Source organism: Erythrobacter sp. (genome assembly GCF_023653175.1).
GTDB lineage: Bacteria > Pseudomonadota > Alphaproteobacteria > Sphingomonadales > Sphingomonadaceae > Erythrobacter.
In genome coordinates this window covers 1-26192 of the sequence record NZ_JAMNXL010000028.1, presented here as the reverse complement: position 1 = coordinate 26192, position 26192 = coordinate 1, and the positions used below count along the sequence as shown (strand labels likewise).

Below are 26192 nucleotides of genomic sequence, written 5' to 3'. Positions count from 1 at the left end.
GGCCTGATGCTGGCGAACGAGAGCTGGGAGCTGCAGCGCGACCACTTTGCCCGAACCCACCGCGTGATCACCTACGACCTGCGCGGTCAGGGCCGCTCGGAGCACACGCGGGGCGGGCTGGGGCTGGATTCGCTCGCCGAGGACGCCGCCGAACTGCTCCGCGCGCTGGCGCCCGAGGGCGCGCATGTGGCGGGTTTTTCGATGGGTGCCTTCATCGCCCTGCGATTGGGCGCGCGCCACCCTGCGCTGGTGCGCTCGCTGACGCTGATCGGGGTCAGCGCCGATGCCGAAGGCTGGGCCAAGATGCCGAGCTATGCGGCGATGATCGCGGTGGTTTCGCTGGCGGGCGTCGGGCCGGTTGCGCCGCGGATGATGCAGATCCTGTTCGGCCGTTCGATCCTCGCCGATCCGGCGCGCGCCGCGCTGATCGCGCGCTGGCGGGCGGTGGTCGACGATCTGCCGAAGTCGATCGTGCGTGCGGCCGCCGCCTCGGCCTCACGCGGATCGGTGATGGAGGAAATCGGCCGGATCACCGCGCCTGTGCTGATCGTGGCGGGCGAGGAGGATCACCCCGTTCCGCTCCACCACCAGCAGGCCGTCGCCGCCGCAATCGCGCAAGCGCAGATCGAGGTTGTGCCGGTCACCGGCCACGCGGTGATGATCGAGCGGCCCGACTGGTTCAACGGCCGAATGGCGCAGTTCCTCGAGACGATGCGCGCCCGAAGCAGCAGCTGATGATGGGGGGCAGCCGGCAGCAGGAAGAGGGATTGCGGAGCGCCAATGCGAGCACCCCTGACGCGCAGGTGGCGGCATCTCAGGGCTTCCTGCCCGATCAAGGCCTTGGCTGGCCGGTGGCGGAGACGGAGTCCGCCTAACTAGGGTCCGGACGCTTCCAAATTCCTCAAAGCAATCAATTCAAAAATTGATATTAAGAGGGACTCTCTCAGATGATTGTCCAAGGCCGTCCTATTGCGTTCCCATAAAGCCATGCTATTTTCGGGGAGCGGTTTAGGGAACACACCTCGCCCTGCCATTGTGGCAACGGCAATCCGCTTGCGGGGGACCGGAAATGCCCAAGAAGCTCGTCAACGCCCTCACGCCCCTTGCGGTGAAGAATGCCAAGCCCGGACGCCATGCCGATGGAGGCGGGCTGCAATTGCTGGTGAAAGAGACCGGGGCGCGTTCCTGGGTCTTCCGTTTCATGCTCAAAGGGAAGTCGCGCGACATTGGGCTTGGCCCTGCGGCTGGTGCTGGCGCGATCCCCTTGGCAAGGGCGCGCGATCTGGCGGACGCTCTGCGCGTCAAGGTGAAGGCTGGTATTGATCCCCTCGCCGAGCGGGAGCGCGATGCGGCTGAGGCTCTGGCGGCGGCTCAGGCGGCAATGGTGGCAGGGGTGACCTTCAAGGCGGTGGCCGAAACGCATATCGCAGCGAACAAGGAAAGCTGGCGCAATGCCAAGCACCGCCAGCAATGGGAAAACACCCTCAAGACCTACGCGTATCCGGTGTTTGGCGATCTACCGGTTGCCGAGGTCGATACCCCGCACGTGCTCAAGGTGTTGGAGCCAATCTGGCGCGAGGTTCCCGAGACTGCCAGCCGGTTGCGGGGCCGGATTGAAACCGTGCTCGATAGCGCCAAGGCGCGCGGATATCGGCAAGGCGAGAACCCCGCCCGCTGGCGCGGGCACTTGGCGCAAATTCTCCCCGCCCGCACTAAGCTATCGCGGGGCCATCACAAGGCGATGCCGTATGATGCGATCCCCGCCTTTGTGGAGCAGCTACAGGGGCGCGAAGCCGTTGCCGCGCTGGCACTGGAATTTGTCATTCTCACCGCCGCGCGATCTGGCGAGGTCATCGGCGCGACTTGGGGCGAGGTCGATCTAACCAAGGCGATTTGGACCGTGCCAGCCGAGCGCATGAAGGCGGGCAAGGAACACCGCGTCCCGCTCTCGCCGCGCGCGGTGGTGATACTGGAACAAACCAAGCGGCTGGGCGGCAAATACTTGTTCCCCGGTGCGCAGAGTGGATCCAAGCTTTCTGGTATGGCCATGGCAATGCTGCTTCGCCGCATGAAGCAAGATGTCACCGTGCACGGTTTCCGTTCGGCGTTCCGCGATTGGGCGGCAGAATGCACTGGCTATTCGCACGAGGTCGCCGAAATGGCGCTGGCGCACACCATCGGCAACGCTGTGGAACGGGCCTATCGGCGCGGCGATCTGTTCGAAAAGCGTCGGCGGCTCATGGCCGATTGGGGTGACTTCTGCGCTGGCAAGATGCAAGGTTCGGCGACCGTAGTTTCGATCCGCCAAGACGTGGCTTGACCTGAGGAAAGTACGTGGAAGAAAGCAATCTTTGGGCCATGAACATAATTGCCGAACTGACGGGTATGGTCGGCTGGCACGCGCAGGTTGTCGATGACCACCACCGCGTGCCTGTTAGAGCGTTTGCCCGTCGTCGATGGTCAGCACCGAACCGGTGGTCTGCTGCGAGGCGTCCGAGCACAGGTAGAGGACCATCGCATCAAGCGCCGAGGCTTCCATGATCCGCCGCCTCGGGAAGCTCGCCAGCAGAGCCTTGCCGCCGTCGAGCTCCCACGCGTGCTCGTTCATCTCGGTCTCGATGTAGCCCGGGCACAGGACATTGACGTTGATGCCCTTCATCGCCCAGTCGCGGGCGAGCGCGCGGCCGAGCTGCGCCACGGCTGCCTTGGTCGCGCAATAGATCGGCGCCCGGTCGGCGACCTGGTGCGCGGTGATCGACGAGATCAGGAGGATCCGCCCGGTCCCGCGCCCGGCCGATCCTGCCGCGATCATCCGCCGCGCGCCCTCGCGCGCGGTTAGGAAGACGCCGCGGAAATTGACGTGCGACATGCTGTCGAAGTCCTCGATCGACATGCCCAGCGCGCTGCCGGCGATGTTGATCCCGGCATTGGCGATCACCGTGTCGACAGGGCCGAAGGCCGCCTCGGCGGCATCGAAGGCGGCGATCACCGATGCCTCGTCGGTCACGTCGAGGGCCACCGGCAGGATATCCTGCCCCTCGCCGCGGGCTTCCTCGTGGAGCTGCTGGAGACGCTCGATGCGGCGGGCCCCGGCGACGACGCGGGCGCCGCTCGCTGCCGCGATGCGGGCGAACCGCTCGCCGAGGCCCGAGGATGCGCCCGTCACCAGCACGACGCGTCCGCCGAGGTCGAACGGCATGTTCGTTTTCGAGCGTGTCACGGAACCCTCTCGATTGCTGCTGCTGCGGAGGGGCCGGTCACGTGAGCGCCGGGGCAGGGCTGAGCGCGCCCAGCGCGGCCGCGGCGAGGGCCTTCTTGTCGAGCTTCCCGGTCGCGGTGACCGGCATGTGCTCGACGATCACGAGAAGCTCGGGCCATTTCTTGCGCGACAGGCCCTCGGCTTCGAGGTGTCCGACAAGCGCGGCAAGGTCGATCATCTCCGCGCCGGGCGCCAACCGGCACACGGCGCAGGCCTGTTCGCCCAGCTTGGCGTGCGGGACCGGGACCACCGCGACCTCGGCGATCGCAGGGTTGCGCAGGATCGCCGCCTCGATCTCGGCGGGATCGAGGTTGAAGCCGCCGCGGATGATCTGGTCCTTGATGCGGCCCACGACCTTCACATAGCCCGCATCGTCGCGGACGATCTCGTCACCGGTCAGGTAGTAGCCGCCTTCGGCAAGCTGCTCCTGCCCCTGCCCCAGACCCTCGGCATAGCCGATGAACAGGGAAGGGCCGCGCACCCCGGCCTGCCCGCGCGCACCGCGCGGCAGGGGCTTGAGGTCCGGTCCGAAAGCCTCTTCCTGCGTGCCGGGGAAGGGCAGGCCGTCATAGTTCTGCCGCCGCTCGAGCGTGTCGGTGATGCGGGCCGAACAGTGGCCCATGCATTCGGACATCCCGAACATGCGCAGCGCCTGCAGCCCGAGCAGGGATTCGGCCTCCGCGATCAGTTCGGGGGTCATCGCGCTGCCGCCCACCGCAGCGGTGCGCAGGGCATTGCGGCCCTTCCACCGGCCCAGCCGGGCGGCCTCGACCATGGTGTAGAGATGGGTCGGCACCATGATCGCCCAGGCGCAACCGTAGCGTTCAGCGAGCGACAGGGCCTCGGCCGGGTCCCAGGGATCGTGCCAAACCAGCGGGTGGCCGAGCGAGAGGGCGAAATGGGCGGTGAAGGTGAAGCCGGGCGCGCTTTCGAGCGGGACGATGCCGAGGATCGCGTCGCCATGCGCCAGCCCCGCGATCCGGGCGCAGGCGCGCGTCGCGTAGTTGAGCGCCTCGGGCGCGTGCATCACCGCCTTGGGCACGCCGGTGCTGCCCGAGGTGAACCCGATCAGCGCGAGCCGCTGGTTTCGCGGATCGCGCGATCGTTCTGCGGGATCGGTCGGCGCGATGGCGATCTCGCCGTCGGCAGAAGCCTCCACCTTCGCCGCATGGCCGAGCGTCTCCTCGAGCGCCGCGAGCTCCGCCGGGCCGATCTTCGGCGAATAGGGGCACACCGCCGCTTCGAGCGCGGAGACGGCGAGGGCGACGGCGAGCGTCGGCACCGTCTTGGCGGCGCGGACGAGCACCCGGTCGGCCTTGCCCACCCCGTGAGCAGCGAGCTCTGCCGCGTAGCGATCGGCGAGCGCGCGCAGCTCCGCCCGCGTCCAGTGCCGGCCCGCGCAATCGACCACCGCGAGGCCGAGCGGGTCCCATTCGGCCTGCTGCGCGAACTGCGGCCAGAGCCGCTCGTCGGTCCAGGTGAGGTCTTCTGCGCGCTTCTCAGCCAACGGACTGCCCTCCGTCGACGATCACCGTCTGCGCGGTCATGAAGCTGCCGGCGTCCGAGGCGAGCAGCGCGAGCGCGCCGGCAAGGTCGGAGGGCACGCCGAACCGGCCCAGCAGGATGCGCCGCATGGTGCGCTCCTGCGTCGCCGCGTCGAGCGTCTGGGTCATGCCGGTCTCGATGGTGCCCGGCGCAATCGCGTTGACGCGGATGCCGTGCTCGGCCCACTGCGCGGCGAGATCGCGGGTGAGGTGGACGATCGCGGCCTTGCTGGTGGTGTAGGGCACGACCTGCCCGTCCTCGGGACGGAACGAGATGAAGGCTCCGACCGAGGCGATGTTGACGATCGCGCCGCCGCCATTTGCGATCATGTGGCGGGCCGCGTGACGGCAGGCGAGGAACGTGCCCGTCACGTTGACGTCCATGACCTTCTGCCAGCCCTTGAGCGGGATGTCCTGCGGCAGGCCCCACCACGAGGCGCCGGCGTTGTTGACCAGCACGTCGAGCCCGCCGAGCGCCTCGACGGTCCGGGCGATCGTGCCTTCGACCGACGCCTCGTCGGCGATGTCGCAGGCAAGGCCGATGGCCCTGACGCCGAAAGTCTCGGCGATCTCGCCGGCCAGCGCCTCGCAGTCGGCCTGCTTGCGCGAGGCGAGCGCGACCGAGCAGCCGAGGTCGGCGAGCGTTGCCGCCATGGCCCGCGCGAGCGCGCCGCGGCCGCCGACGATCAGCGCCCGCCGACCGTCCATGCGGAACGCGTCGGAGAGGAAGCCGGGGCGCAGATCAGTCATTGTCGCCCGCCAGCAGATCGATTTCCTCGGTGACGACGATCAGCCGCCGGCCGCCCATCCCGCGGGTCTGGGCGGTCGCCGCCTTCCACTCTGGCGAGGCCAGTGCACTGTCGAGCGCCGCCTGATCGGCGAAGGTCAGGACGGCATGGCCGTCCCACGCGGGCGAGCCCGGGTTGTCGTAGTCGGTCGTCACGACACCGTGACGATAGGCCACGAGACCGGGGATCAGCCTGGCTGCCGCAGCGTGGGGTCCCCGCCACCACGCGGTGAACTGGTCCTGTGTCCAGTCCGACGGGCGGCTGGCGAGGACAACCATGCTTACGGCCATCGGCTTACCTGCCTGTCCAGACCGGCTTGCGCTTCTCGAGGAAGGCGGCGACGCCCTCCTTCGCGTCGGCCGAGTGGTGGACGACGTTGCAGGTCATCGTCTCGAGCGCGATCAGCGAGTTGGTGTCGGCATCGAGCCCGCGGTTGACCGCCATCTTGGTCATCCACATGCAGAACGGGCTCTTGTCGATCAGCGGTGCGCAGAAATCCTGGATCAACTGGTCGAGCTCCTCGCCCGGCGCCGAGGCGTTGCACAGCCCCCACTCGACGCATTCCTTGCCCGACAGGAGCTTGCCGGTGAGCATCAGCTCCTTGGCCTTGCGCATGCCGATGTAGCGCGGCAGGCGGTAGATCGGCCCGGCGCCGCCGAACAGCGCGCGGCGGATGTGGAAGTCGCCGATCTTGGCGTCGTCGGCGGCGATCGCGAAGTCGCAGGAGATGAACAGCTCGAACCCGCCGGCGACCGCGTAGCCTTCGACGCAAGCGATGGTCGGCTTCTTCATGTTGTAGATCTTGTCGTAGGTGCGCGCGGAATCGATCGCGAGTTGCAGCGAGGTGCTGCTCTCGTGCAGGACCGGGCCGACCAGCTGGTCGAGATCCGCGCCCGCACAGAAGGTGTTGCCGCGGCCGCGGAACACCACGGCAAGGACCTTGTCGTCCTCGGCCGCACGGTCGACCGCCGCCTCAAGATCGCGCAGCAGCTTGGGGCTGACGCAGTTGCGCTTGTGCGGGCGGTTGAGCCAGATCATGCAGATCCCGTTTTCCGCCACCTCGTACTGGATGACGTCGGTCTCCTCGTGGACCGGCTGCTTGTAGACGTATTCGCTTGCCATGTTTTGTCTCCGTTCAAGAATAGGTGCGGATGGGTCCGCGTGACTTGGTGAGGGTTCAGGTTCCCGCTTCGGCCCCCGCGGGCTCGAGCATCGCGCCGACGCCCATCCACGCGGCGATGCCGGCAGAGGGCACCGCGCACAGCACGGCCTCGGCGATTTCTTCGTCGGTGGCGCCGGCATTGCGGGCACCGCGGACATGGGTGGCGGCCATCGGGCTGTAGCCGGCGGCGAGGATCGCAAGCAGCAACAGCTCGCCTTCCTTGGCCGAGATCGGGTTTGCATCGATGCTGCCGCGCCGCATCAGGTAATAGGCGTCGGCCGCGCCGGGCACGATGCGGATCAGTTGCGCGAGCGGCGCGGGGATCGTGCCGAAATAGTTGCGGAAATTGGCCTCCGCCTCGCCCGGCGCGACCTCGCCCACCGGCTCGGCAGTGGGCGCGTCGGGGCTGGCAAAGATGTCCGCGACGATCCCGGCGAACTCGATCGCCGCGCCTTCGCCGCGCAGGCTGGAAAGGACGATCAACCCGGCGGTGACTTCGCGCACACTGAGCCCGAGCTTAGCCCCCCGCGCCAACTCGCGGCGCGCCAGATCGGGATAGCGGCGGTCTATGGCGGCGACCGCGGCGAACAGCGCCTTCAGCCTTGCGGGGACGGCGCCATCGGAATCGATGATCTCGCGGAAGCGGGCATAGCCCGCCAGCGTGTACGGCGCGTGGCCGTTCAGGAAGCTCAGCTTATCCAATTGACTTGTGCGAGTCATCGTGTCCTCTCCACGTCCTTATGTTCGACCGACCGGTCGGGTGTCAATCCGGATTGGACAGATTCGTCCTGTCCTCTTTGCCAGTGGATCGCCGGTTTTGCCGTGCCGCAAGCCGGTATTGCAGGCATTTATCGAGGAGATTGCCGATGCTTGGGTTCCTTGCACGCTTGCTGATCCTGGCGGCTTGCGTCTCCGTGTCGAGCGCGGCTCTTGCCGATGGCGCGCGCGACGGCTGCCCGGCGGCGCGAGCCGATTACCGCAGGCTGGCGGCGGAGGCCTATGTCTGGGGCTATCCGCTGATCCGCTCGGCGCAGCTAAGGCAGAACATGACCCTGCCCGAGGATCCGCTGCGCGCCCGCCCCGCGACGACGGCGGGCGCGCCGATCAACCGGCTGGGGCACGCCCGCGAGCTCGCGACTCCCGAAACCCGGCAGGGCGTGGCGCCCAACAACGACACGCTCTACAGCCTCGCATGGATCGACACCGCGGCCGGGCCCTTCGTGTTCGAGGCACCCGATTTCGGCGCGCGCTATTACACCTTCCAGATGGGGCAGGCCGACACCTCGACCGACCTTGCCTTCGGCCAGTCCACTCATGGCGCGCAGCTGCCGCCGATCTTCATCCTCGGCGCCGGACAGGATCATCGCGTCCCGCCGGGCATGATCGGCGTCCGCGCGACCCAGCGCTACTTCATGCTCGCCGGGCGCACCCTGGTGAAGGACCGGGCCGACGTTGCCGAGGTGTGGCGGCTCCAGGACATGATGCGCCTGCGCACCTGGGCCGATTATCGAGCCGGGCACGAAAAGGCGGCGCAGATCACCGCGCAGCAGCCCATCGAACGGCGTGATCCGCCCGCCGACGATCCGGAAGGCTTTCTCGGCATGATGGGCAGCGTCCTTGCGGACTGGCGCGCCACAGGAGGCGATCGCCGCTTCCTTCGCTCGCTCGCGCCGCTCGGCCTTGCGCAAGGCAGGCTCTTCGATCCGCGCTGTCTGCCGCCGGCAGCGCTGCCGCAGATCGCGCTAGGGCTCAGGGAGGGGCGCGCCGCCATCGAGCAGCGCACCCGCGATCTCGGCACCAGCATAAATGGCTGGACGGTCAATCATCGCGGCTCGCAGTTTGGCGCGGACCGGCTGCTGCGCGCGGCGGTGGCGATGGACCAGATCTACGTGCTGCCGGCGCGCGAGGCGCTCTACATGATCGCCAAGAGCGATTCGCGAGGAAGGCAGCTCGACGGGAACAGGTCATACGTGCTGCGCTTCGAGGCCGGTAAGCTCCCTCCGGCCGGTGCCTTTTGGTCGGCAACAATCTATTACGCCAAGGGTTTTCTGGTGGCCAACCCGATCGGCCGCCACTCGATCGGCGACCGCACGCCCGGGCTCGTGCGCGGCGCCGACGGTTCGATCGAGATCAGGCTCCAGCACGCCGCGCCCGCCGACAGCGGCGCCAACTGGCTGCCGGTTCCCTCAGAACCTTTCACCGTCATGCTGCGCCTCTACCGCCCCGGCGAAGACGTGATGACTCGCAAGTGGTTGCCCCCCGCCATCGTGGAAGTGCCCGCGGACTGACGAAAGTGACATTGACACCCGACCGGTCGGTCGATTATTCGAACATTCGACCGACCGGACGAACGAGTCCGGCGCGCTGGGAGGCGAGGGAATGTTCGAACAGTCGGCCAAGTCGCGTGAATGGATGGAGCGGGTGCGCGTCTTCATGGACACGCACATCATCCCCGCGCTGCCGACCTATCACGAACAGATGGAGCGGATCGACCGCTGGACCGAGATTCCGCCGGTTTTCGACGAGCTCAAGGCCAAGGCGCACGCCGAGGGCCTGTGGAACTTCTTCATGCCGCCGTCCGAGCATGACGACGAGTTCTTCACCAGCCCCGGCCTCACCAACTTCGAATATGCACCCATCGCCGAATTGATGGGCCGCGTCCCGATCGCCAGCGAGATCTTCAACTGCATGGCGCCCGACACCGGCAATTTCGAGGTGCTGCACCGCTATGGCACGCGCGCGCAGAAGGAGCGCTTTCTCGTTCCGCTGCGCGACGGCCTGACGCGTTCGGCCTTCCTAATGACCGAGCCGGCGGTGGCCTCGTCCGATGCGCGCAACATCCAGACCGAGATTCGGCGCGACGGTGACGACTATGTCATCAACGGCCGCAAGTGGTGGTCATCGGGCGCGGGTCATCCGCGCTGCGACTTCTTCATCCTCATGGGCAAAACCGATCCCGACGCGCCGGCCTACAGCCAGCAGTCGATGATCATCGTGCCGCGCGACACCCCCGGCGTGGCCATCGTGCGCCACCTTCCGGTGTTCGGCTACGACCATGCCCCGCACGGCCACTTCGAGGTGAAGCTCGAAAACGTCCGCGTCCCGGCGGGATACATGCTGCTGGGCGAAGGACGCGGGTTCGAGATCGCGCAAGGGCGCCTCGGGCCGGGCCGCATCCATCACACCATGCGCAACATCGCGACGATGGAGGTCGCGCTCGAGAAAATGTGCCGCCGCCTGCAGAGCCGCCGCGCCTTCGGCAAGACCATCGCCGAGCATTCGGTGTGGGAACAGCGCATCGCCAACGCCCGCTGCCAGATCGAGATGGCGCGCCTGCTGTGCCTCAAGGCCGCCTGGAAGATGGACACGGTCGGCAACAAGGAAGCCCGCGCCGAGATCGCGATGATCAAAATCGCGGCACCCAAGATCGCGCAGCAGATCGTCGACGACGCGATCCAGGCGCATGGCGGCGGCGGCGTCACCGAGGATTTCGGGCTCGCCGAGCTGTGGGCCAACACCCGGATCGTGCGCCTGACCGACGGGCCTGACGAGGTGCACGAACGCCAGCTTGCCCGTCTCGAGCTCGCCAAATACCCGCGCGAGGACGTTGCATGACCTCGCAGCCGGCGGCCATGATCGGACAGACCGAGGCGGTTTCGGCAGGAACCGCCTTCGACGAGCGCCGCCTTGCGCAATACCTCGAAGGGACGATCGGGGAGTTTCGCAGCCCGATCCGGGTCGAACAGTTCCAGGGCGGGCAATCAAACCCGACCTACCTTCTCAACGCGGCGAGCGGCCGCTATGTCCTGCGGCGCAAGCCCGCCGGCGTGCTGCTGCCCTCCGCCCATGCGGTCGATCGCGAATACCGTGTGACGAAGGCGCTGTTCGGCGCGGGCCTGCCCGACGCCGAACCGCTGGTGCTGTGCACCGACGAGGACGTCATCGGGACGATGTTCTACGTGATGCGCCATGTTCCGGGGCGCTCGTTCTGGGACCCGCGCATGCCGACGCTGTCGGCAGACGAGCGGGCGGCGGTCTACGATTCGGCCAATGCCGCGCTCGCACGGCTACACACCGTCGACTACGCGGCGCTCGGCCTCGAGGATTACGGCCGGCCGGGCAACTACTTCGCCCGCCAGATCGCCCGCTGGGCCCGGCAATACGAGGCCTCGCGCACGGTCGACATCCCCGAAATGGACAAGCTCATGGAGTGGCTGCCGGGCGCGATCCCGGCTGGGGCGGAGCGCACCACGATCATCCACGGCGATTTCTCGTTCCACAACCTGCTCGTCCACCCGGACAGGCCGGAAGTGGCGGCGGTGATCGACTGGGAGCTGTCGACGCTCGGCGACCCGCTCGGCGATCTCACCTATCACATGATGGAATGGTTCCGGCCCGAAGGGGTCGACGATCGCGGCACGCTGAGGGGCGCCGATCTCGGGGCGCTGGGCATTCCCACCGCGCAGGCCTACGCCGACCGGTACCGCGAGCGGACCGGGTTCGATGTCGATCCGACCGACCCTTTCTACACGGCATTCAACCTGTTCCGCGTCGCCGCGATCCTCCAGGGCATCGCGGCGCGCAGCCGCGACGGCGTCCAGACGGCGGCGAACGCGAAAGAGATCATCTTGCGGATCAACCCGCTGGCGCGAGCCGCCTGGCAATCGGCGCAGGAGGCTGGCGCGAGTTAGGCGGATGATCTTCAGACAATCATAAAAACCAAAATGGGGAAGAGGATTGGACAATGAGAAAGAATGCTCTCGTGTGCGCTGTGGGATTGGGCGCGCTTGCGGCCGGCATTTCGGCACCGGCCATGGCGCAGACTGCGCCCGCCGAGGTATCGGAGACCGCCGAAGCGTCCGACAACACGGCTGAGGGGATTATCGTCACCGGCTCGCGCGTGGTGCGCGACGGCTACAACCAGCCGACACCGGTGACCGTGGCGACCACCTCCGAGCTCGAGAAGGCGACGCCCACCAACCTTGCCGACGCGCTCAACAAGCTGCCGCAATTCGTCAACTCGGTCGGCCCGGCTGCGAACTCGCAGCTCCAGGGCAACAGCGCCGAGCACGGCAACCTGCTGAATCTGCGCGGCGTGGGGCCGCTGCGTGCGCTCATCCTGCTCGACGGCCTGCGTGTTCCGCCGACCACCTTCCGCGGTGCCGTCGACGTCAACACGCTGCCCAATCTGCTGGTCCAGCGCGTCGATGTAGTGACCGGGGGCGCTTCGGCGGCCTATGGCTCCGATGCGATCAGTGGCGCCATCAACTACGTTCTCGATAGCGACTTCGATGGCATCAAGGGCGTCGCCCAATACGGCACGTCCACGCGCGGGGACCTCGGCAACTACAAGATCGGCCTTGCCGCCGGCCTCGGCTTCGCCGGCGATCGCGGCCGCCTTCTCGTTTCGATCGAACGTTTCGACAGCAATGGGATCACCCGCGGCGACCGCATCTACGGCAACGATGCCTATGCGGCGGTCGGTTCGGTGGTCGGGGGCGGGCCGGCGGGCCGTGCCGCGAACCCCTTCATCTTCCTGCCCAACCTGCGTCTGGGTGCGAACGACTTCAACAACGGCATCGTCACCAGCGCCAACACGCCGTCGATCAACAACACGATCTTCAATCCCGACGGTACCCTGCGCCCCGTCGTGCGCGGGACGCCGACCGGCACCGCGGGGACCTTCGTGGGCGGGGACGGCCTTTATCTGCCCGGCAGCAACACGCTGATCGCACCGCTCACCAACACCTCGGGCTTCGGGCGACTGTCCTACGACTTCAGCGACGCGGTCACCGGCCACGTACAGGGCACCTACACCCGCAGCGTCACCAGCTACGACACGCAGGCCAAGGCCTCGATCCTGGGCTTCACCTTCTTCAGCGGCAATGCGTTCCTGCAGCCCTCGGTGCAGTCGCAGCTCGGGCCGAACGGCAGCTTCGTGCTGTTCCGCTTCATCGACGATCTCGGACCGATCCCGACCCGCGAGACCGTGGATTCCTATGTGGTCAACACCGGGCTCGAATGGGACCTGGGTGGCAGCTGGGGGCTGAGGGCCGATTACACTCACGGCAATTCGATCACCAATTTCAGCCAGACCCAGTTCCAGATCCAGCGCCTCGCAGCCGCGCTCGACGCGGTCCGGGCGCCCAATGGCCAGATCGTCTGCCGCGTGGAGCTAACCAATCCGGGCCTCTATCCCGGCTGCACCCCGATCAATGTCTTCGGCCGGGGCACCCCGAGCGAAGCGGACATCCAGTGGGCGCTGGGGGATTCTCGTTACCGCGCCAAAAACACCACCGATGACTTCACTCTGACCGTGCAGGGCGATCTGATCGACCTTCCCGCCGGGGCCGTGTCGGTGGCGGCCGGGGTTCAGTATCGCAAGCAGAAGCTCGATCTGACTTCCAACTCCAACCCCGCGATCCCGCTCGACCTGACCGGTCTCAGGGGCATCCCCGCCAACCGCCGGACGGTGTTCAACAACACCAACATCGGCGTCGCGGCGGGCGATCTCGACGTGAAGGAAGTGTTCGGCGAAGTCGCCGTTCCGGTGCTCAAGGACCGCCCATTCGCTGCCGAACTGAGCCTGAATGCGGCCGGGCGCTTCACCGACTACAGCACCAGTGGGCAGGTCGAGACCTGGAAGCTCGGCGCGGTCTACAAGCCGGTCGAGGACGTGATGTTCCGCGTCACCCGCTCGCGCGACATTAGGGCGCCTTCGCTGTTCGAGCTGTTTGCCGGCACCCAGACCGCAGCGGTGAACTTCACCGATCCGCACACGCAGTCGGGCGGTTCGATCCGTCAGCTGACCGGCGGCAACCCCAACCTGAGGCCGGAGGTCGGCGACACCTTCTCGGCGGGTGTGGTGTTCAGCCCTAGCTTCCTGCCCGGCTTCAACCTCTCGGTCGACTATTACGACATCAAGATCGAGGGCGCGATCACCCAGCAGGGCCTCGCCGACGTGGTCAACGAGTGCGAGGTCTCCAACGGCATCTCGCCGACCTGCGACCTCATCACCCGGCCGCTGCCGTTCAGCGACCGCACCGCGGCCAACTACCCGACCGAGATCCGGCTGATCACCCAGAACATCAGCTTCCTGCGGACCAGCGGCGTCGACGTCTCGGCCACCTACCGCGTCCCGGTGGGCGAAGGCGAGCTGACCTTCGGCGCATCGGCCAACTACCTCGACCGCTTCGTCGAACAGACCAACTCGATCGCGCCGGTGCTCGAACGTGCCGGACACGGGATCAACAGCCAGACCAGCTTCGCCTTCCCCAAGTTCCGGGGCAACTTCAGCCTCAACTACAGCAATGGCGGCCTCAATGTGTTCGTGCAGGAAAACGTCATCGGCAAGGTCAAGATCGGCAACATCCCGGGCGACATCGCCAACGTCTATGCCGTCCCGGACGTGAAGCCGGTGTTCTACACCGACGCGACCATTTCCTACCAGTTCGAGGACATGCGCGGCCAGCCCGAGCTGTTCCTCACCGCCACCAACCTGTTCGATCGCAAGCCGCCGCTGGTGGCCGCCAATGCGGCGCCGGGTCTCATCTACCCGACGCTGTTCACGCTGTACAATGTTGCCGGCAGCACATTGACAGCGGGCGTGCGTTTCGAATTCTGACGGGAATGAAACCCCGATCAGACATGGTTCGATCGGCCTTGCGGCCAGAAGGGCACGTGCTGCTGCCGCACGCGCGTGCCCTTCGCGCTGATCCGCGATGAGCCGCGCCATCGCAGCGCAGCGGCAGGGCGAAGGAGGCGGCTACCGGCTGGCGCTCTTCGCCCTGTTCGTGGTCTCGGCGTTCAACTACGTCGACCGCACGATCCTCTCGATCCTGCAGATCCCGATCAAGCAGGAACTCGGCCTCAGCGACGGCCAGCTCGGCGCGCTGACGGGCCTCGCCTTCGCGCTGTTCTACGCCACCCTCTCCCTGCCCATCGCCCGGTTGGCCGACAGGTTCAGCCGGCGCTGGATCATCGTCGCCTCGCTGGCGGTGTGGAGCGCGATGACCGCCACCTGCGGGCTCGCTGTGGGCTTTGCCAGCCTCGCCTTCTTCCGCATCGGCGTGGCGATCGGCGAGGCAGGCAGCGTGCCGGCGAGCGTCTCGCTGATCGCCGACTACTACCCGGCCGAACGCCGTGCGAGCGCACTTGCGGTCTGGGGACTCGCCCTACCGGTCGGCCTGCTGGTCGGCTATGCATCGACCGGCTGGCTGGCGAGCGCGGTGGGCTGGCGCGAGGCGTTCTTCATCGTCGGCGGGATCGGCGTGATCCTCGCCCCCGTGCTTTTCGCGATGATCAAGGAACCGCCGCGCGGGCAGTCCGATGCGGCCGACATCGCCCTTGCCCCGCCCCCGCCGCTGGGTGAGGCGCTGCGGCTGTTCTGGCGCAACCGGGCCTATCGCTTCCTCGTGATGGCCGGGATGCTCCACGGTTTTTCGCAGTATGCGATGATGACGTGGAACGCGCCGTTCTTCACGCGCGCTCACGGCCTCAGCCTCACCGAGGTCTCGGGGCTCATGGCCCTGCTCGGGGGCGTGGCGGGCGGCCTCGGCATGTATCTGAGCGGCGTGCTGGCCGACCGGCTGGGGCGCCGCGACAGCAGGTGGCGGGTGTGGATCATCGCCGTCTCGGTCGCGGCGATGCTGCCCTTCACCCTGGTCCAGTACCTCGTCCCCTCGACGAGCCTGTCGATCGCCAGCGCGCTCGCGGCGGCGGTGATGATGACCGCCTATTACGGCCCGCTGGTGGCCGCGACCCAATCGGTCACGCCCCCCAACACGCGCGCCCTGGGGCAGGCGGTTCTGCTGCTCGCCTTCAACCTCTTCGGCCTCGGCCTCGGGCCGTGGCTGACGGGGGTGCTGAGCGACCGGATCGCGCTCCTGATCGGCGCCGACGGGCTGCATTATGCGCTGGTCCTTGCTTTGCTGCCCTCGCTCGTCTCGGTGTGGCTCTTCTTCCACGCGGCAAGCTTCTATGCCGACACCGTCGAACACAATGCCGCCACGGATGCGGAGGGACAGAATGCGTGACTTTGCCGGAAAGACCGCCGTGATCACCGGAGCGGCCAGCGGGATCGGCGCGGCGCTTGCCACCAAGGCGGGCGCCCTCGGGATGAACCTCGTCCTCGCCGACGTCGCGGCGGATGACGCCAGGGCCCTTGCCGGAACGATCGCGGGCGTCGGGACGCTGGTCGTCCACTGCGACGTTTCGGACGAGACCAGCGTCAAGGCGCTTGCGGATGCCGCCTTCGACCGGTTCGGCACGATCGATCTTCTGTGCAACAATGCCGGGATCGTGCCGGGCGGGCGCCACCGGCTCGTCTGGGAATACACGCCGGGCGACTGGCAATGGTCGCTCGGGGTCAACCTCTACGGCGTCATCCACGGGCTGCGGGCCTTCGTTCCGCGCATGATCGCGCAAGGTAGCCCGTCGCACATTCTCAACACCGCCTCGGTGGCGGGCTTCGTCAGCGGATCGGGCTCGGCCTGCTACGGCGCGGCCAAGCACGCGATGGTGCGGGTGACCGAGGCGCTCTATGCCGGCCTCAGGCAGGTCGAGGCACCGATCGGGGTGACGATGCTCTGCCCCGGCCTCGTGCGCACCCAGATCTACGAGGCCGAGCGGCTCCGTCCGGCAGCGCTTGCCGATCACGACCGTCCGGTCGAATCCGCCGATCTCGACGCCATGCGCGACGATCTCTATCGCCACGCGCTCGGCCCCGACGAGGCCGCCGTGATCGCCTTCGACGCGATCGAAGAGGACCGCTTCTACGCCTTCACCACCGAAGCCTTCGACACGGCGATCCGCGCACGGGCGGACAGCATCCTCGCCCGCACCAACCCGAGCTTTGCCAGCATCGTCGAGATGAGCCGGATGGAGTCCGACGGCCGGGCAAGGCAGTGACCGACGACGGCTCGCTGGCCGGAGCGATCGCGGTCGTCACCGGCGCGGCCTCGGGCATCGGCCTTGCCACCGCGCACGCCCTCGCCGAGGCCGATGCCGCGGTGTGGCTGGTGGACCGCGACGCGGAAGCGCTGGCGGATGCGCTCGACAGCTGCAGAGGCGGCGCGCAGCATGTCGCCTGGCACCTCGACGTCACCAGCGAGGCCGGCTGGCTGGACTTCTTCGCTGCCGTCGACGAACGGCACGGCCGGCTCGACATCTTGATTAACAATGCAGGGGCCGCGCATCCGCAGCCGATCGCGCAGACCTCGCTTGCCGAATGGCGCTCGAGCCTCGCGGTCAACTGCGACAGCGTGTTTCTTGGCACACGAACAATGCTTCCGCTGCTAGCAAGGAGCCTCCCCTGGTCGCGGCGGTCGGCCTCGGCGATCGTCAACGTGTCGTCGGTGCGCGGGATGATCGGAGGCGCGAACTTCGCAGCCTATTGCGCCGCGAAGGGCGCGGTGCGGATGTTCACCAAGGCGGCGGCGCTGGAATGTGTCGCGCTCGGCCAGCGGGTGCGGGTCAATTCGGTCCACCCCGGCTTCATCGAAACCCCGCTCGCCCGCGCCGCGCTCGATCCGGAGGCGCTGGCGCGCCGGGTGTCGGGCATCCCCCTGCAGCGCGGCGGCAACGCCGAAGAGGTCGCCGCGGCGATCCTGTTCCTTGCCAGCGAGGCCTCGTCCTACATGACCGGGGCCGAACTGGTGGTCGACGGCGGGACCCTCGCCGGATAGGCGCTCAATCGTTGACGACGAGCACCGTGCCCCGGTTGGCGCCGCTGAACAGGTCGACCAGCGCCCGGGGAAGCGCCTCAAGGCCGCTGCGCAGATCGACGCTGACCTCGAGATCGCCCGAGCGCACCCATGCGGCCAGCACCTTGCGCGCCTCTTCGGCGCGTCCGACATAGTCGCCGACCACGAAGCCCTCGATCCGGATGCGGCCGTAGACGACCTTCATCATGTCGAGACCGGTCTCGGCCGCCTCGCCCCGGTCGTAGGTCGAGATCTGGCCGCAGGCGACGATCCGCCCGTGGGGCGCCATGCAGCCGAGCGCCGCGCGCAGCTGATCGCCGCCGACATTGTCGAAGAAGATGTCGATTCCGCCGGGGCACAGCTCGCGAAGGCGCTGCCCGACGTCATCGGCCCGGTAGTCGATCGCGGCATCGGCCTTGCCGACCGCCAGCACCCGCGCGCATTTCTCCGCGCCGCCGGCGATGCCGATCACCCGGCAGCCCGTGATGCGGGCGATCTGGCAGACCACCGAACCGACCGATCCCGCCGCGCCCGAGACCACCACGGTCTCGCCCGCGCGGGGCCGGCCGACTTCGAGCAGGCCGAAATAGGCGGTCAGGCTGTTGAGCGACAGCGGGCCCATCGCCTCGGCGAAGTCCATCCCTTCGGGCATCTGGAACACCGGAACCGGCGCCTGCGCGGGGCGGATCACGCTGCGGTCGGCCCATTCGGACATCGCGATCATCCGCGTTCCGACCGCAAATCCGGGATCGGCCGAGGCGACCACCTCGCAGGCCGCCATCCCGCGGATCGCGCCGCCGAGGGGCACCGCGGCGCGGTGCCAGCCCGACGCGGGCCTCAGCCAGTTGCGGATTGTCGGCGCGACCGCGAACATCCGGTTGCGAACCTGCACCTCGCCAGGCTGCAGCGCGGGGGGCTCGCCGCCATCGGCGAGGAGCGCGAAATCGCTCTCGGCCAGCTTTCCTGCCGGATAGCGGGCGAGGGTCCAGCGCCGGCTGCCGGTCATCGCGGTACTGCCGCGCGCCCGCCGCCGGGCCTGCCGGGATGCCTGCCGTGCATGGGGAGTCAGCTGGCCTTCAGCCCTTCGAGGAAGGGCGTGCACAGCGCCTCGGCGACTTCCTCAGGCGTGCGCTCCGCAGCCATCGGCGGGTACCACTTGTAGGCCCAGTTCCCCATGCCGAGGAAGGCATAGGCGGTCAGCAGCGGATCGGTCTTGCGGAACTGGCCGCTCTCGGCCCCTTCGATTATCACGTCCTTGATCATGTTGAAGTAGGTGCGGCGGGCGGTGCGGATGCTGTCCTTCATCTCGCCTTCGAGATCGTGGTAATTGTCCATGAAGGCACGCACGTAGCCGGGGTGGGTCGCGATCTGGCGAAGGATATCGGCGCAGGCCGCCTGCAGGACCACCGCGGGATCCTTACCCTTCAGGCTCTCGAGACTGCGCAGCAGGCTCGTGATGTGGGTGTCGTGGATCGCGTAGAGGATCGCGATCTTGCTCGGGAAGTAGTGGTAGAGCGTCGGCTTGCCGAGGCCGACCTCGTCGGCGACCATCTGCATCGAGGTGTTGTGGTAGCCGACCTTGTCGAACAGCGTCGCGCAACCTTCGATGATCAGGGCGCGCTTTTCGTCATGGGCTTCTGTGCGAGGACGGGTCCTTGTGACTCTGGCAGCCATTGCGTTCGCTCCTAGCGAGGGTCGGTTCAAGGTGAAGCGATCATCCGGCCTTGCCGGCGTCCATGGCCGTAGCGCCTACGACCCAGGCAGACAAACCGGCAACCGGCACTGCGCACAGGACCGCCTCGGCGATCTCCGCCTCGCTTGCACCGGCGCGCCGGGCGCCGTCCATGTGGACCGCGGCCCATTCGCTGTAATCAGCGGCAAGGACGGTCACGAGCAGGAGTTCGGCATGGGCGGGCGGCAGGGCGGTGCCGCTGAGCGTGCCTTCGCGCATCAGGTAATAGGCGTCCGCCCCGGTCGGCACCAGTTCCATGAGCTTGCCGAGCGAGGGCGGCATCTGGCCGAAATAGGTAAGGAAGTTCGCCGTGGCCTCGCCTTTGGCGACTTCGATCGGGACCGTGTCGGCATCGACCAGCGCGGCGCTGCCGTAGCACCGAGCGAGCACCGCACCGAAGCGCATCGCCGCGCCCTCGCCGCGCGAGCTGGCGAGGATCGTCATCGCGGAGGCGGCATGTTCGAGATCGAGCCCCGCTGCCGCTGCCGCGGCAAGTTCGCGCTCGGCCATTTCGGGGTATCCCTTGGTGCAGGCGGCGGCGGCAAGGAAGAAGCGCTTGATCGCCGAGGGCAGTGCGCCGTCCTGCTCGATCACTGTGCGGAACAGCCGGTAGCCCGCGACCGTCTTGGGGGCGTTCTGCCGGAGGCGTCCATTGGCGAGGAGCGGGTTCGTATCGGTCATGAGCCTCTCCTTCTTGGACCGCCCGGTCGGACGAAAGGGCTACGCGCAGGCCTTGTCACGGTCAAGCGCAAAGCCACGATTGACAACCGACCGGTCGGTCGGGCATCTGAAGAGTGCGCCCGACGCCGGTCCGCCGGCGCGGCAACAGAGAGGAAAAGGCCCATCGCATGGCGGAATTGACGGACCGGATAGCATTGGTGACCGGCGCTGCTTCCGGGATCGGCAGGGCGACCGCGATCCGCTTTGCCGCGGCGGGCGCGACGGTGGTGCTGGCCGACCGCAATGGCGAGGCCCTTGCCTCCGCACTCGCAGAACTGGGCGATCCGCGCCACTTCTCCTTCCGTCTCGACGTCACCGACGAGGAGGGCTGGGCCGACCTTGCGGCGGCGATCGACATCGCGTTCGGCCGGCTCGACGTGCTCGTCAACAACGCGGGCTACGGCGCGTTCCGGTCGATCGCCGACACGACGCTCGAGGAATGGCGCGCAATCACTGCGGTCAATCTCGACAGCGTGTTCCTCGGCACCCGCACGATGCTGCCGCTGCTGGAAAAGTCGCACTTCGGCGGGTCGATCATCAACATGTCCTCGATCCGCGGGATCGCGGCGGCGCCCTTCGCGGGCTCCTATTGCGCGGCCAAGGGCGGGGTCCGGCTGTTCACCAAGGCCGCGGCACTCGAATGCGCGGCGCTGGGCAACGGGGTGCGGGTCAATTCGATCCACCCCGGCCACGTGCTGACGCCGCTGACCGCGAAGGTCCACGACGACCCCGCTCAAGGCGCCAAGCTCCTCGCCGACACCCCTATGGGCCGCGCCGGCGATCCGGACGAAATCGCCGCCGCGATGTTGTTCCTGGCAGGCGATGGATCGCGCTACATGACCGGGTCCGAGCTGGTCGTCGACGGCGGCTCGACCGCCCAGTAGCGCGCGGCGCGAGGGCCCGCTCACGGTTCGCGGATCACCCCGGGCGGCAGCCACGCCCCGCTCGTCACCTCCGCCTTCGGCAGGTAGGAGCGGATGACGAGGAAGAATGGCCCCGCCGGCGCCGGCAGCCAGTTCGCCGATCCCGAGGGCGCCCGCCGGATCACGATATCGACCGAACCGTCGCGATTGACCTTGAGCCCCGGGGTCCGGTCACTGACGAGATATCGACCGACCGGGTTGGGATGGAGCTCGAAGGTCCGCGCATCGTAGAGCGTCACCGACCAGAAGGCGTCGACCGGCGGGGGCTGCGGCAGGTGCAGCCGGTAAGCGGCCTTCGCGCCGTCGAGGGGCTCTCCGCCAGCATCGACGAAGGTGTTGAACGAGGCGTTCTCCTCGCGCACGTTGGCGCCCAGACCCGCGAGGTTGTTGATCGCGCGGCGCAGGTAGTTGTGCCCGTAATTGCCCTTAGCGACGACGGTCCACCCGGTGCCGGTCGGCCGGCCGAGCTGGCTGCGGGCATTGCTCACCAGGCGCATCGCCTCCGCGTGCCCGGCCTCGACCGCGGCGCGCGAGACCGGATCGAGCTGGGCCATGTCGAACCGGCCCGACCCCAGCCCGGGAATGGTGCGCAGCCCTTCGATCAGGGCCTCCTCTCCCGGCAGGTGGCCGTCGCTTGCCAGCACATAGTCGAGTGCGCGCAGGAAATCGGCCGCGCTGTCGCCTGGAGCGGGCGGAACGGGGGCAGCGGGCGCGGCGGAAGCGAGGTCGCCCCGCGGGCGCAGCCGCACCGCGTCCTGAAAGGCATGCGCCTGCTCCAGCTCGAGCGGGGTCTGGGCAAACACGCGCATAAGGATCCAGACATGCTGGCTGGTCATCCGAACGCGCGTCAGACCCTCGGGCACATCGCCCTCCCAACCCGGCCCGGTCAGCAGGAGGCGTCCTCCCCCGGAGCCCACTGTGCGGGTGCCGAGATTGCCCGGATTTCCGTGGATATCGAAGTGGTTGAGTGTGTAGTACCTGAGGCGCGTCGGCGGGATCTGGACCTCCACCGGGCCGCGGGCGAGATCGAGCCACGCGGTTGAATAGAGCGTGTCCGAATTGGGCACCTTGAACGCCGCATAGCCGGGGCCGGCCAGTTCGCGCTCGTGGATGAAGGTGCCGAACCCGCTGAACCCCGCACCGCCTTCGGCGATGGCCTGGCGGTGCATCTCTCTGTATTGCAGCACCGCGGGAAGGCCGTAGATCGTGGCCTGGAAGGCAACGGAGCGCAGCAGGACCGCCCGGTCCTCCGGATTGGCGGGCAACAGCGCTTCCGGCGCCCGCTCGCCATGGGCGGGCCCTGCTTCCTGGGCGGCAACCGGCACCGGCAAAAGCCCCAGCAGCGCCGCACCAATCAATAAAGTCAGATGTTTCAAGCTGTCGCGCTCCTCTCCCCGTTCGGCGCCTCACCCGACCCCGGGCCGGTCATGCGCGCCCGGACGGGCTCGCTTCGGGCGATAGCCTGCTTGAGCAGCTTGCCGCTGGCGTTGCGCGGCAGAGACTCGTGCTGGAAGGCGATCGTCACCGGCACCTTGAAGGCAGCGAGGCGCGCGGCGCAATGCGCCAGCACCGCGGCTTCCGTGACGGCGCTGCCGAGCGCGACCTGCACCACCGCGACCGGCACCTCGCCCAGCGTGCGGTGCGGATAGGCCACCAGCGCGGCATCGGCGATGCCGTCGCATTCGAACAGGCAGTTCTCGACCTCGATGCAGTGGATGTTCTCGCCGCCGCGGATCACCACGTCCTTGGCGCGGTCGACGATGTAGAGGAACCCTTCCGCGTCGATCCGTGCCAGATCGCCGGTGCGGACCCAGCCGTCGACGAAGGTTGCGGCGGACTCCTCGGGCCGGTTCCAGTAGCCCTTGGCGATGTTGGGGCCTGCTACCCAGAGCTCCCCCACTTCACCGGCCGGAAGGAGGTGCCCCGCTTCCTGATCCATTATGCGGATGTCGACCACAGCGACCGGGGCCCCGCAGCTCGTCGGGCGGCGGCGGTAGTCCGCGCCCGAATGGGTGGTCGCCAGGCCGCAGGTTTCGGTCATGCCCCAGCCGTGCCCGGGAACCGCGCCCGGCAGGCGCGCGGCGAGTTTCGCCATCAGCTCCGGTGCGGCCGCCGCGCCGCCATAGCCGAGGCTGACCAGCGACGAGAGGTCGTAGTCACCGACCCGGGGATGCTCGGCGATCTGCCAGGCGATGGTCGGCACGCCGACCACCCAGCTCAGCTTCTCGTCCTGGATGAGGCGCATCGCCGGCTCGGGCTCGAAGCGGTGCATCAGGACGAGCCGATTGCCCGCGTCGAGCGCCGGGCACAGGATCGCGAAGCACCCGGTCACATGGAAGAACGGCACCACCACCAGCGCGCCCGCCTGCGCGGCAGGCTTGGCAGGCTCGGCAGGCGGAGCGCCGTTGCGCAGCGCAGCCCTTGCCGCGGCAAAGGCCGCACCGGTGATGTTCGACAAGGCCGCCCGGTGCGATGCGACGACGCCCTTGGGCATGCCGGTGGTGCCCGAGGTGTAGAAGATCGTCGCCGGATCGTCGGGCTGCACCGGGTCCGGCGCCAGCGGCTCCTCGGGCAGTCGCTCCCAGTCCCCGTGGGCTCCGATCAGGTCTTCGAGCCTGCGTCCCGATCCCGCCTGCGCGGCGCCGCAGGTGAAGACCTCTTCGAGCATCGGGCACTCTTCGAGCAGGTCGGCGACCCGCGCCCACCTCTCCGCGTCGGCAAGCAGCACCTTCGCGCCCGAATCCCGGATGCCGAAGGCGAGCTCGCGTCCGACCCACCACGCATTGAGCGGGACGGCAATCGCGCCGAGCGCCGTCGCGGCGAAGAAGCACACCGGCCACTCGGGAAGATTGCGCATCGCGATCGCCACGCGGTCGCCCTGGCCGACTCCGCATTGTGCAAGGACCTGCATCAACGCCTGCACCGCGCGCCTGAAGCCACGAAAGGTGACGCGCCGGTCTTCATGGACAAGAAACGGAATGTCGTCGAACCGGCTCGACCGACGAAGGAGTTCGCCCATGGTCTTGGGCCCATGCTTCCACGCGCGGCGGGCAATGCCGTCGACCACGATCTCTTCCACCTCGAAGGGAGATCCCGCTGCGGTGAGCTGTCCATGCACGCGTGCTATCGACGGCGGAGCGTCATTCATTTGTTCCCCATATATAGCCTGATCGGGCAGCAATCGGACAACAGTCCAGCCGCCCGAAAACGACAATAGCGGGCTACGGAATGTTGCTCGACTGGCACTTTGTACGCGGGCAGCTTGCTGTGCATGGAAGTGAGCGGCCGCCGTTGCGGCGCGGCACATTTCCCAGCCCTGATCCGGGCCAACTGCAGGCAAAGGCGATGGGGCCGAAAACGACACGCAGCCGCCTAACCGCATCTCATGAAGAGCAAATCATTGCCAAGATCAGAGGCCGCAAGCGAAAGGGCCGCAAGCGACCAATTTCAGGTTCACTACAGCCGTCCTCGCTGCTTCACGAATGGCCAGTTTTAGCGCGAGCAGTCGTTACGGCGCGCATTGCCGATTGGCAGTTTTGTCCCAAACTCGGCCATTGAGGGCAGGTGTATCGTCGTTCGCCGGACTGATCTGTCATCAAGCATAAGGCGCGAGGTTAATGCGGGCAGGGGCCGACATGGCTACGGGTGCCGGACCTGCGGCGACTTGATGTTGCGAAGCTCGGGCGGGGTGTTGGCTTAGGGCGATCCATGCAGCTTAGCGGTTGCCGACCTCCGGTCTGCAGCCACCTGATCAATCAAAGCTGATTTGCCAGCCACGCGCAAAAATGCCTCGTCGTTTCAAAGGGCTCAGTGCGCTTCACTCGGATCTGATTGGCAGATTTCGGCCTATCCGAACCTGATTGAAAAGCTGCCATCTATAGAGATGCTGGTTATCTCGCTGTTACGCAAAGCATATCTGCGCGAATAGATGCTGCGATCCGTCGCGTAGGGTGTGTGAACCGTTCTCAGCTTCCAAGCCGCTACCGGTATATGATCCAGATTTGGGCAAAAAGAAGTGCCCCGCCATGCCGCTCGCCCCAAGCCGACCTCGTATCGGGGAGCGTTTATGGGAACTGACGACCCTTGAGAGGAAAAATCGAGTCTTTTCAAGAGCCGGTGGCGGAGACGGAGGGATTCGAACCCTCGGTACCCTGATAGAGTACGGTTCCTTAGCAGGGAACTGGTTTCAGCCACTCACCCACGTCTCCGGGCATCAGCTTGGGCTGCGAGGGCGGGGCTATAGTCGGCACTTGGGCAAGCGGCAAGGTGGATTGGCGAAAAAACCGCGGGTGGGTGCGCAGGGCTCCGGTTCGGCCCGGTTCGGGGCCCGTTCAGGCTCGCACCGATAGCCCTGCCACAGTTCGTCGCAATTCGGATTCGCCTCGGCGACGGGCGGTTGCCTCGCGCCGGAGAAGCGATTCTTCTCGGATGCGCAGAAAACCGGGGCTGACACTGACATGCGAAAGGTCGCACAATGAGCATGATGACCGCCCGTTTCCCTGAATTCGGCCGCCGCGTGGCGGGCTATGCGCTGGGCGCGCTTGCGGGGCTGGCGCTCACCGCTCCGGCGATGGCGCAGTCGCAGGATCTCGAGACCGTTGATCCCGATGCGGCCTACAGCCAGCAGAACGGCGGCATCGATGCCGATCTGGCCGCGCCCCAGGCCCCGCCTGCCACCACCACGCAGGGCCAGCCGCCCGCGGATCCGAGCGTCGATGAGACCTTCGGCGATTTCGCCGCGCCGCCCGCCGCCGACACTGTGCCCGTCGCCCCGGCCGAGGGCGACGTCGCGCCGGTGACCACCGCTCCGCAGGCCGCAGGAGACACCTATGGCGAAGATGACCTGATCGGCGCGGCCGAGGGTGTGTTCGGCAAGGGCGCAGAAGGCCTCGCCAAGCTGATCGAGGATCTCCTCAAGAAGCAGGGCCAGCCCAACGGCTATATCGTCGGGCGCGAGGCGGGCGGGGCGTTCATCGTCGGCGCGCGCTATGGTTCGGGCACGCTCCACCATAAGGTCGAGGGGCAGCAGAAGGTCTATTGGACCGGGCCCTCGATCGGCTTCGATGCCGGGGCCAATGCCGCCAACACCTTTGTCCTCGTCTACAACCTGTTCGACACCGAGGACCTCTTCAAGCGCTTTCCGGCCGGCGAGGGGCAGGCCTATTTCGTGGGCGGGCTCCATGCGAGCTACCTGCGCCGCGGCGACGTGGTGCTGATCCCGATCCGGGTCGGCGCGGGGCTGCGGCTCGGGGTCAATGCCGGCTACATGAAGTTCTCCAAGGAGCAGAAGTGGCTGCCCTTCTGAGCGCGTAATTCCACCGCTGCATGTGAAAAGCCGGTTGCGAGAAGGGCGCGCGCGGG

Annotated in this window: 23 protein-coding genes and 1 tRNA gene; 12 read left to right on the top strand and 12 right to left on the bottom strand. The window is 67.5% G+C overall.

All coding sequences use genetic code 11. The features are described from left to right. The 3 genes from NBV68_RS05405 to NBV68_RS05395 all read left to right on the top strand — a co-directional run. On the top strand, positions 1-735 hold a 735-nt coding region (locus NBV68_RS05405; RefSeq protein WP_296307839.1), incomplete at its 5' end, for an alpha/beta hydrolase. Next, on the top strand, positions 735-875 hold the full coding sequence (locus tag NBV68_RS05400) for a hypothetical protein (RefSeq protein ID WP_296307837.1): 141 nt from the start codon (positions 735-737) through the stop codon (positions 873-875). The genes NBV68_RS05405 and NBV68_RS05400, both read left to right, overlap by 1 nt. Before the next feature lie 194 nt (positions 876-1069). Next, a complete protein-coding gene (locus NBV68_RS05395) occupies positions 1070-2320 on the top strand; it encodes a site-specific integrase (protein WP_296307835.1) in 1251 nt (416 codons plus the stop codon). Positions 2321-2434: 114 nt separating this feature from the next. Here the strand turns inward: NBV68_RS05395 and NBV68_RS05390 are convergent, their stop codons facing one another. Genes NBV68_RS05390 through NBV68_RS05365 form a run of 6 tightly spaced genes read right to left on the bottom strand, consistent with a single transcriptional unit; the run spans position 2435 to position 7473 of the window. Next, complete coding sequence (locus NBV68_RS05390; RefSeq protein ID WP_366067626.1) at positions 2435-3220, bottom strand: SDR family NAD(P)-dependent oxidoreductase; 786 nt, start codon at positions 3218-3220, stop codon at positions 2435-2437. 37 nt (positions 3221-3257) lie between these two features. Next, the gene (locus tag NBV68_RS05385) at positions 3258-4766 is read right to left on the bottom strand and encodes a class I adenylate-forming enzyme family protein (RefSeq protein ID WP_296307833.1); all 1509 of its coding nucleotides are present in this window, start codon (positions 4764-4766) and stop codon (positions 3258-3260) included. Beyond that, positions 4759-5553 carry an SDR family oxidoreductase gene (locus NBV68_RS05380; RefSeq protein ID WP_296307831.1) on the bottom strand — a complete coding sequence of 265 codons (795 nt, stop codon included), beginning with the start codon at positions 5551-5553 and terminating at the stop codon, positions 4759-4761. The genes NBV68_RS05385 and NBV68_RS05380 overlap by 8 nt, the downstream gene beginning before the upstream one ends. After that, on the bottom strand, positions 5546-5881 hold the full coding sequence (locus tag NBV68_RS05375) for an EthD family reductase (protein WP_296307829.1): 336 nt from the start codon (positions 5879-5881) through the stop codon (positions 5546-5548). Before NBV68_RS05375 ends, NBV68_RS05380 begins: the two co-directional genes overlap by 8 nt. A gap of 4 nt (positions 5882-5885) precedes the next feature. Then, a complete protein-coding gene (locus tag NBV68_RS05370; protein WP_296307828.1) occupies positions 5886-6713 on the bottom strand; it encodes an enoyl-CoA hydratase/isomerase family protein in 828 nt (275 codons plus the stop codon). A 55-nt stretch (positions 6714-6768) separates the two neighbouring features. Beyond that, on the bottom strand, positions 6769-7473 hold the full coding sequence (locus tag NBV68_RS05365; protein ID WP_296307826.1) for a carboxymuconolactone decarboxylase family protein: 705 nt from the start codon (positions 7471-7473) through the stop codon (positions 6769-6771). A 146-nt stretch (positions 7474-7619) separates the two neighbouring features. On the opposite strand from NBV68_RS05365, the gene NBV68_RS05360 reads away from it, so the two are divergent. The 7 genes from NBV68_RS05360 (at position 7620) to NBV68_RS05330 (ending at position 17438) form a co-directional block, all read left to right on the top strand. After that, positions 7620-9041: a DUF1214 domain-containing protein gene (locus NBV68_RS05360; RefSeq protein WP_296307824.1), complete on the top strand. Its 1422-nt coding sequence runs from the start codon at positions 7620-7622 to the stop codon at positions 9039-9041. 91 nt (positions 9042-9132) lie between these two features. Continuing rightward, entirely contained in the window at positions 9133-10368 is a 1236-nt protein-coding gene (locus tag NBV68_RS05355; protein WP_296307822.1) for an acyl-CoA dehydrogenase family protein, read from the top strand. Beyond that, complete coding sequence (locus NBV68_RS05350) at positions 10365-11444, top strand: phosphotransferase family protein (protein WP_296307820.1); 1080 nt, start codon at positions 10365-10367, stop codon at positions 11442-11444. Before NBV68_RS05355 ends, NBV68_RS05350 begins: the two co-directional genes overlap by 4 nt. 53 nt (positions 11445-11497) lie before the next feature. Then, positions 11498-14377, top strand: coding sequence for a TonB-dependent receptor (locus NBV68_RS05345; protein ID WP_296307818.1), 2880 nt, complete (start codon positions 11498-11500; stop codon positions 14375-14377). A gap of 97 nt (positions 14378-14474) precedes the next feature. Then, positions 14475-15788 carry an MFS transporter gene (locus NBV68_RS05340; protein ID WP_296307816.1) on the top strand — a complete coding sequence of 438 codons (1314 nt, stop codon included), beginning with the start codon at positions 14475-14477 and terminating at the stop codon, positions 15786-15788. After that, the gene (locus NBV68_RS05335) at positions 15781-16662 is read left to right on the top strand and encodes an SDR family NAD(P)-dependent oxidoreductase (RefSeq protein ID WP_296307815.1); all 882 of its coding nucleotides are present in this window, start codon (positions 15781-15783) and stop codon (positions 16660-16662) included. The genes NBV68_RS05340 and NBV68_RS05335 overlap by 8 nt, the downstream gene beginning before the upstream one ends. Next, complete coding sequence (locus tag NBV68_RS05330) at positions 16659-17438, top strand: SDR family oxidoreductase (RefSeq protein WP_296307814.1); 780 nt, start codon at positions 16659-16661, stop codon at positions 17436-17438. The genes NBV68_RS05335 and NBV68_RS05330 overlap by 4 nt, the downstream gene beginning before the upstream one ends. A gap of 4 nt (positions 17439-17442) precedes the next feature. Here NBV68_RS05330 and NBV68_RS05325 read toward each other — a convergent pair whose 3' ends face one another. The 3 genes from NBV68_RS05325 to NBV68_RS05315 are packed head-to-tail and all read right to left on the bottom strand — an operon-like array spanning position 17443 to position 19869. Continuing rightward, entirely contained in the window at positions 17443-18462 is a 1020-nt protein-coding gene (locus NBV68_RS05325) for an NADP-dependent oxidoreductase (protein WP_296307813.1), read from the bottom strand. A 59-nt stretch (positions 18463-18521) separates the two neighbouring features. Beyond that, complete coding sequence (locus NBV68_RS05320) at positions 18522-19130, bottom strand: TetR/AcrR family transcriptional regulator (protein WP_296307812.1); 609 nt, start codon at positions 19128-19130, stop codon at positions 18522-18524. Positions 19131-19170: 40 nt separating this feature from the next. Further along, a complete protein-coding gene (locus NBV68_RS05315) occupies positions 19171-19869 on the bottom strand; it encodes a carboxymuconolactone decarboxylase family protein (RefSeq protein ID WP_296307810.1) in 699 nt (232 codons plus the stop codon). Positions 19870-20036: 167 nt separating this feature from the next. Here NBV68_RS05315 and NBV68_RS05310 point away from each other — a divergent pair, with 167 nt between their 5' ends. Beyond that, a complete protein-coding gene (locus NBV68_RS05310) occupies positions 20037-20792 on the top strand; it encodes a glucose 1-dehydrogenase (protein WP_296307808.1) in 756 nt (251 codons plus the stop codon). Between the two features lie 20 nt (positions 20793-20812). Here the strand turns inward: NBV68_RS05310 and NBV68_RS05305 are convergent, their stop codons facing one another. The 3 genes from NBV68_RS05305 to NBV68_RS05295 form a co-directional block, all read right to left on the bottom strand. After that, positions 20813-22207, bottom strand: a complete 1395-nt coding sequence (locus NBV68_RS05305) for a DUF1254 domain-containing protein (RefSeq protein WP_296307806.1) — start codon at positions 22205-22207, stop codon at positions 20813-20815. After that, the gene (locus NBV68_RS05300; protein ID WP_296307804.1) at positions 22204-23979 is read right to left on the bottom strand and encodes a class I adenylate-forming enzyme family protein; all 1776 of its coding nucleotides are present in this window, start codon (positions 23977-23979) and stop codon (positions 22204-22206) included. The genes NBV68_RS05305 and NBV68_RS05300 overlap by 4 nt, the downstream gene beginning before the upstream one ends. Before the next feature lie 969 nt (positions 23980-24948). Then, a tRNA-Ser gene (locus NBV68_RS05295) sits at positions 24949-25039 on the bottom strand. Positions 25040-25305: 266 nt separating this feature from the next. Here NBV68_RS05295 and NBV68_RS05290 point away from each other — a divergent pair. Continuing rightward, the gene (locus NBV68_RS05290; RefSeq protein ID WP_296307803.1) at positions 25306-26136 is read left to right on the top strand and encodes a DUF1134 domain-containing protein; all 831 of its coding nucleotides are present in this window, start codon (positions 25306-25308) and stop codon (positions 26134-26136) included. The last annotated feature ends 56 nt before the right edge of the window (positions 26137-26192 follow it).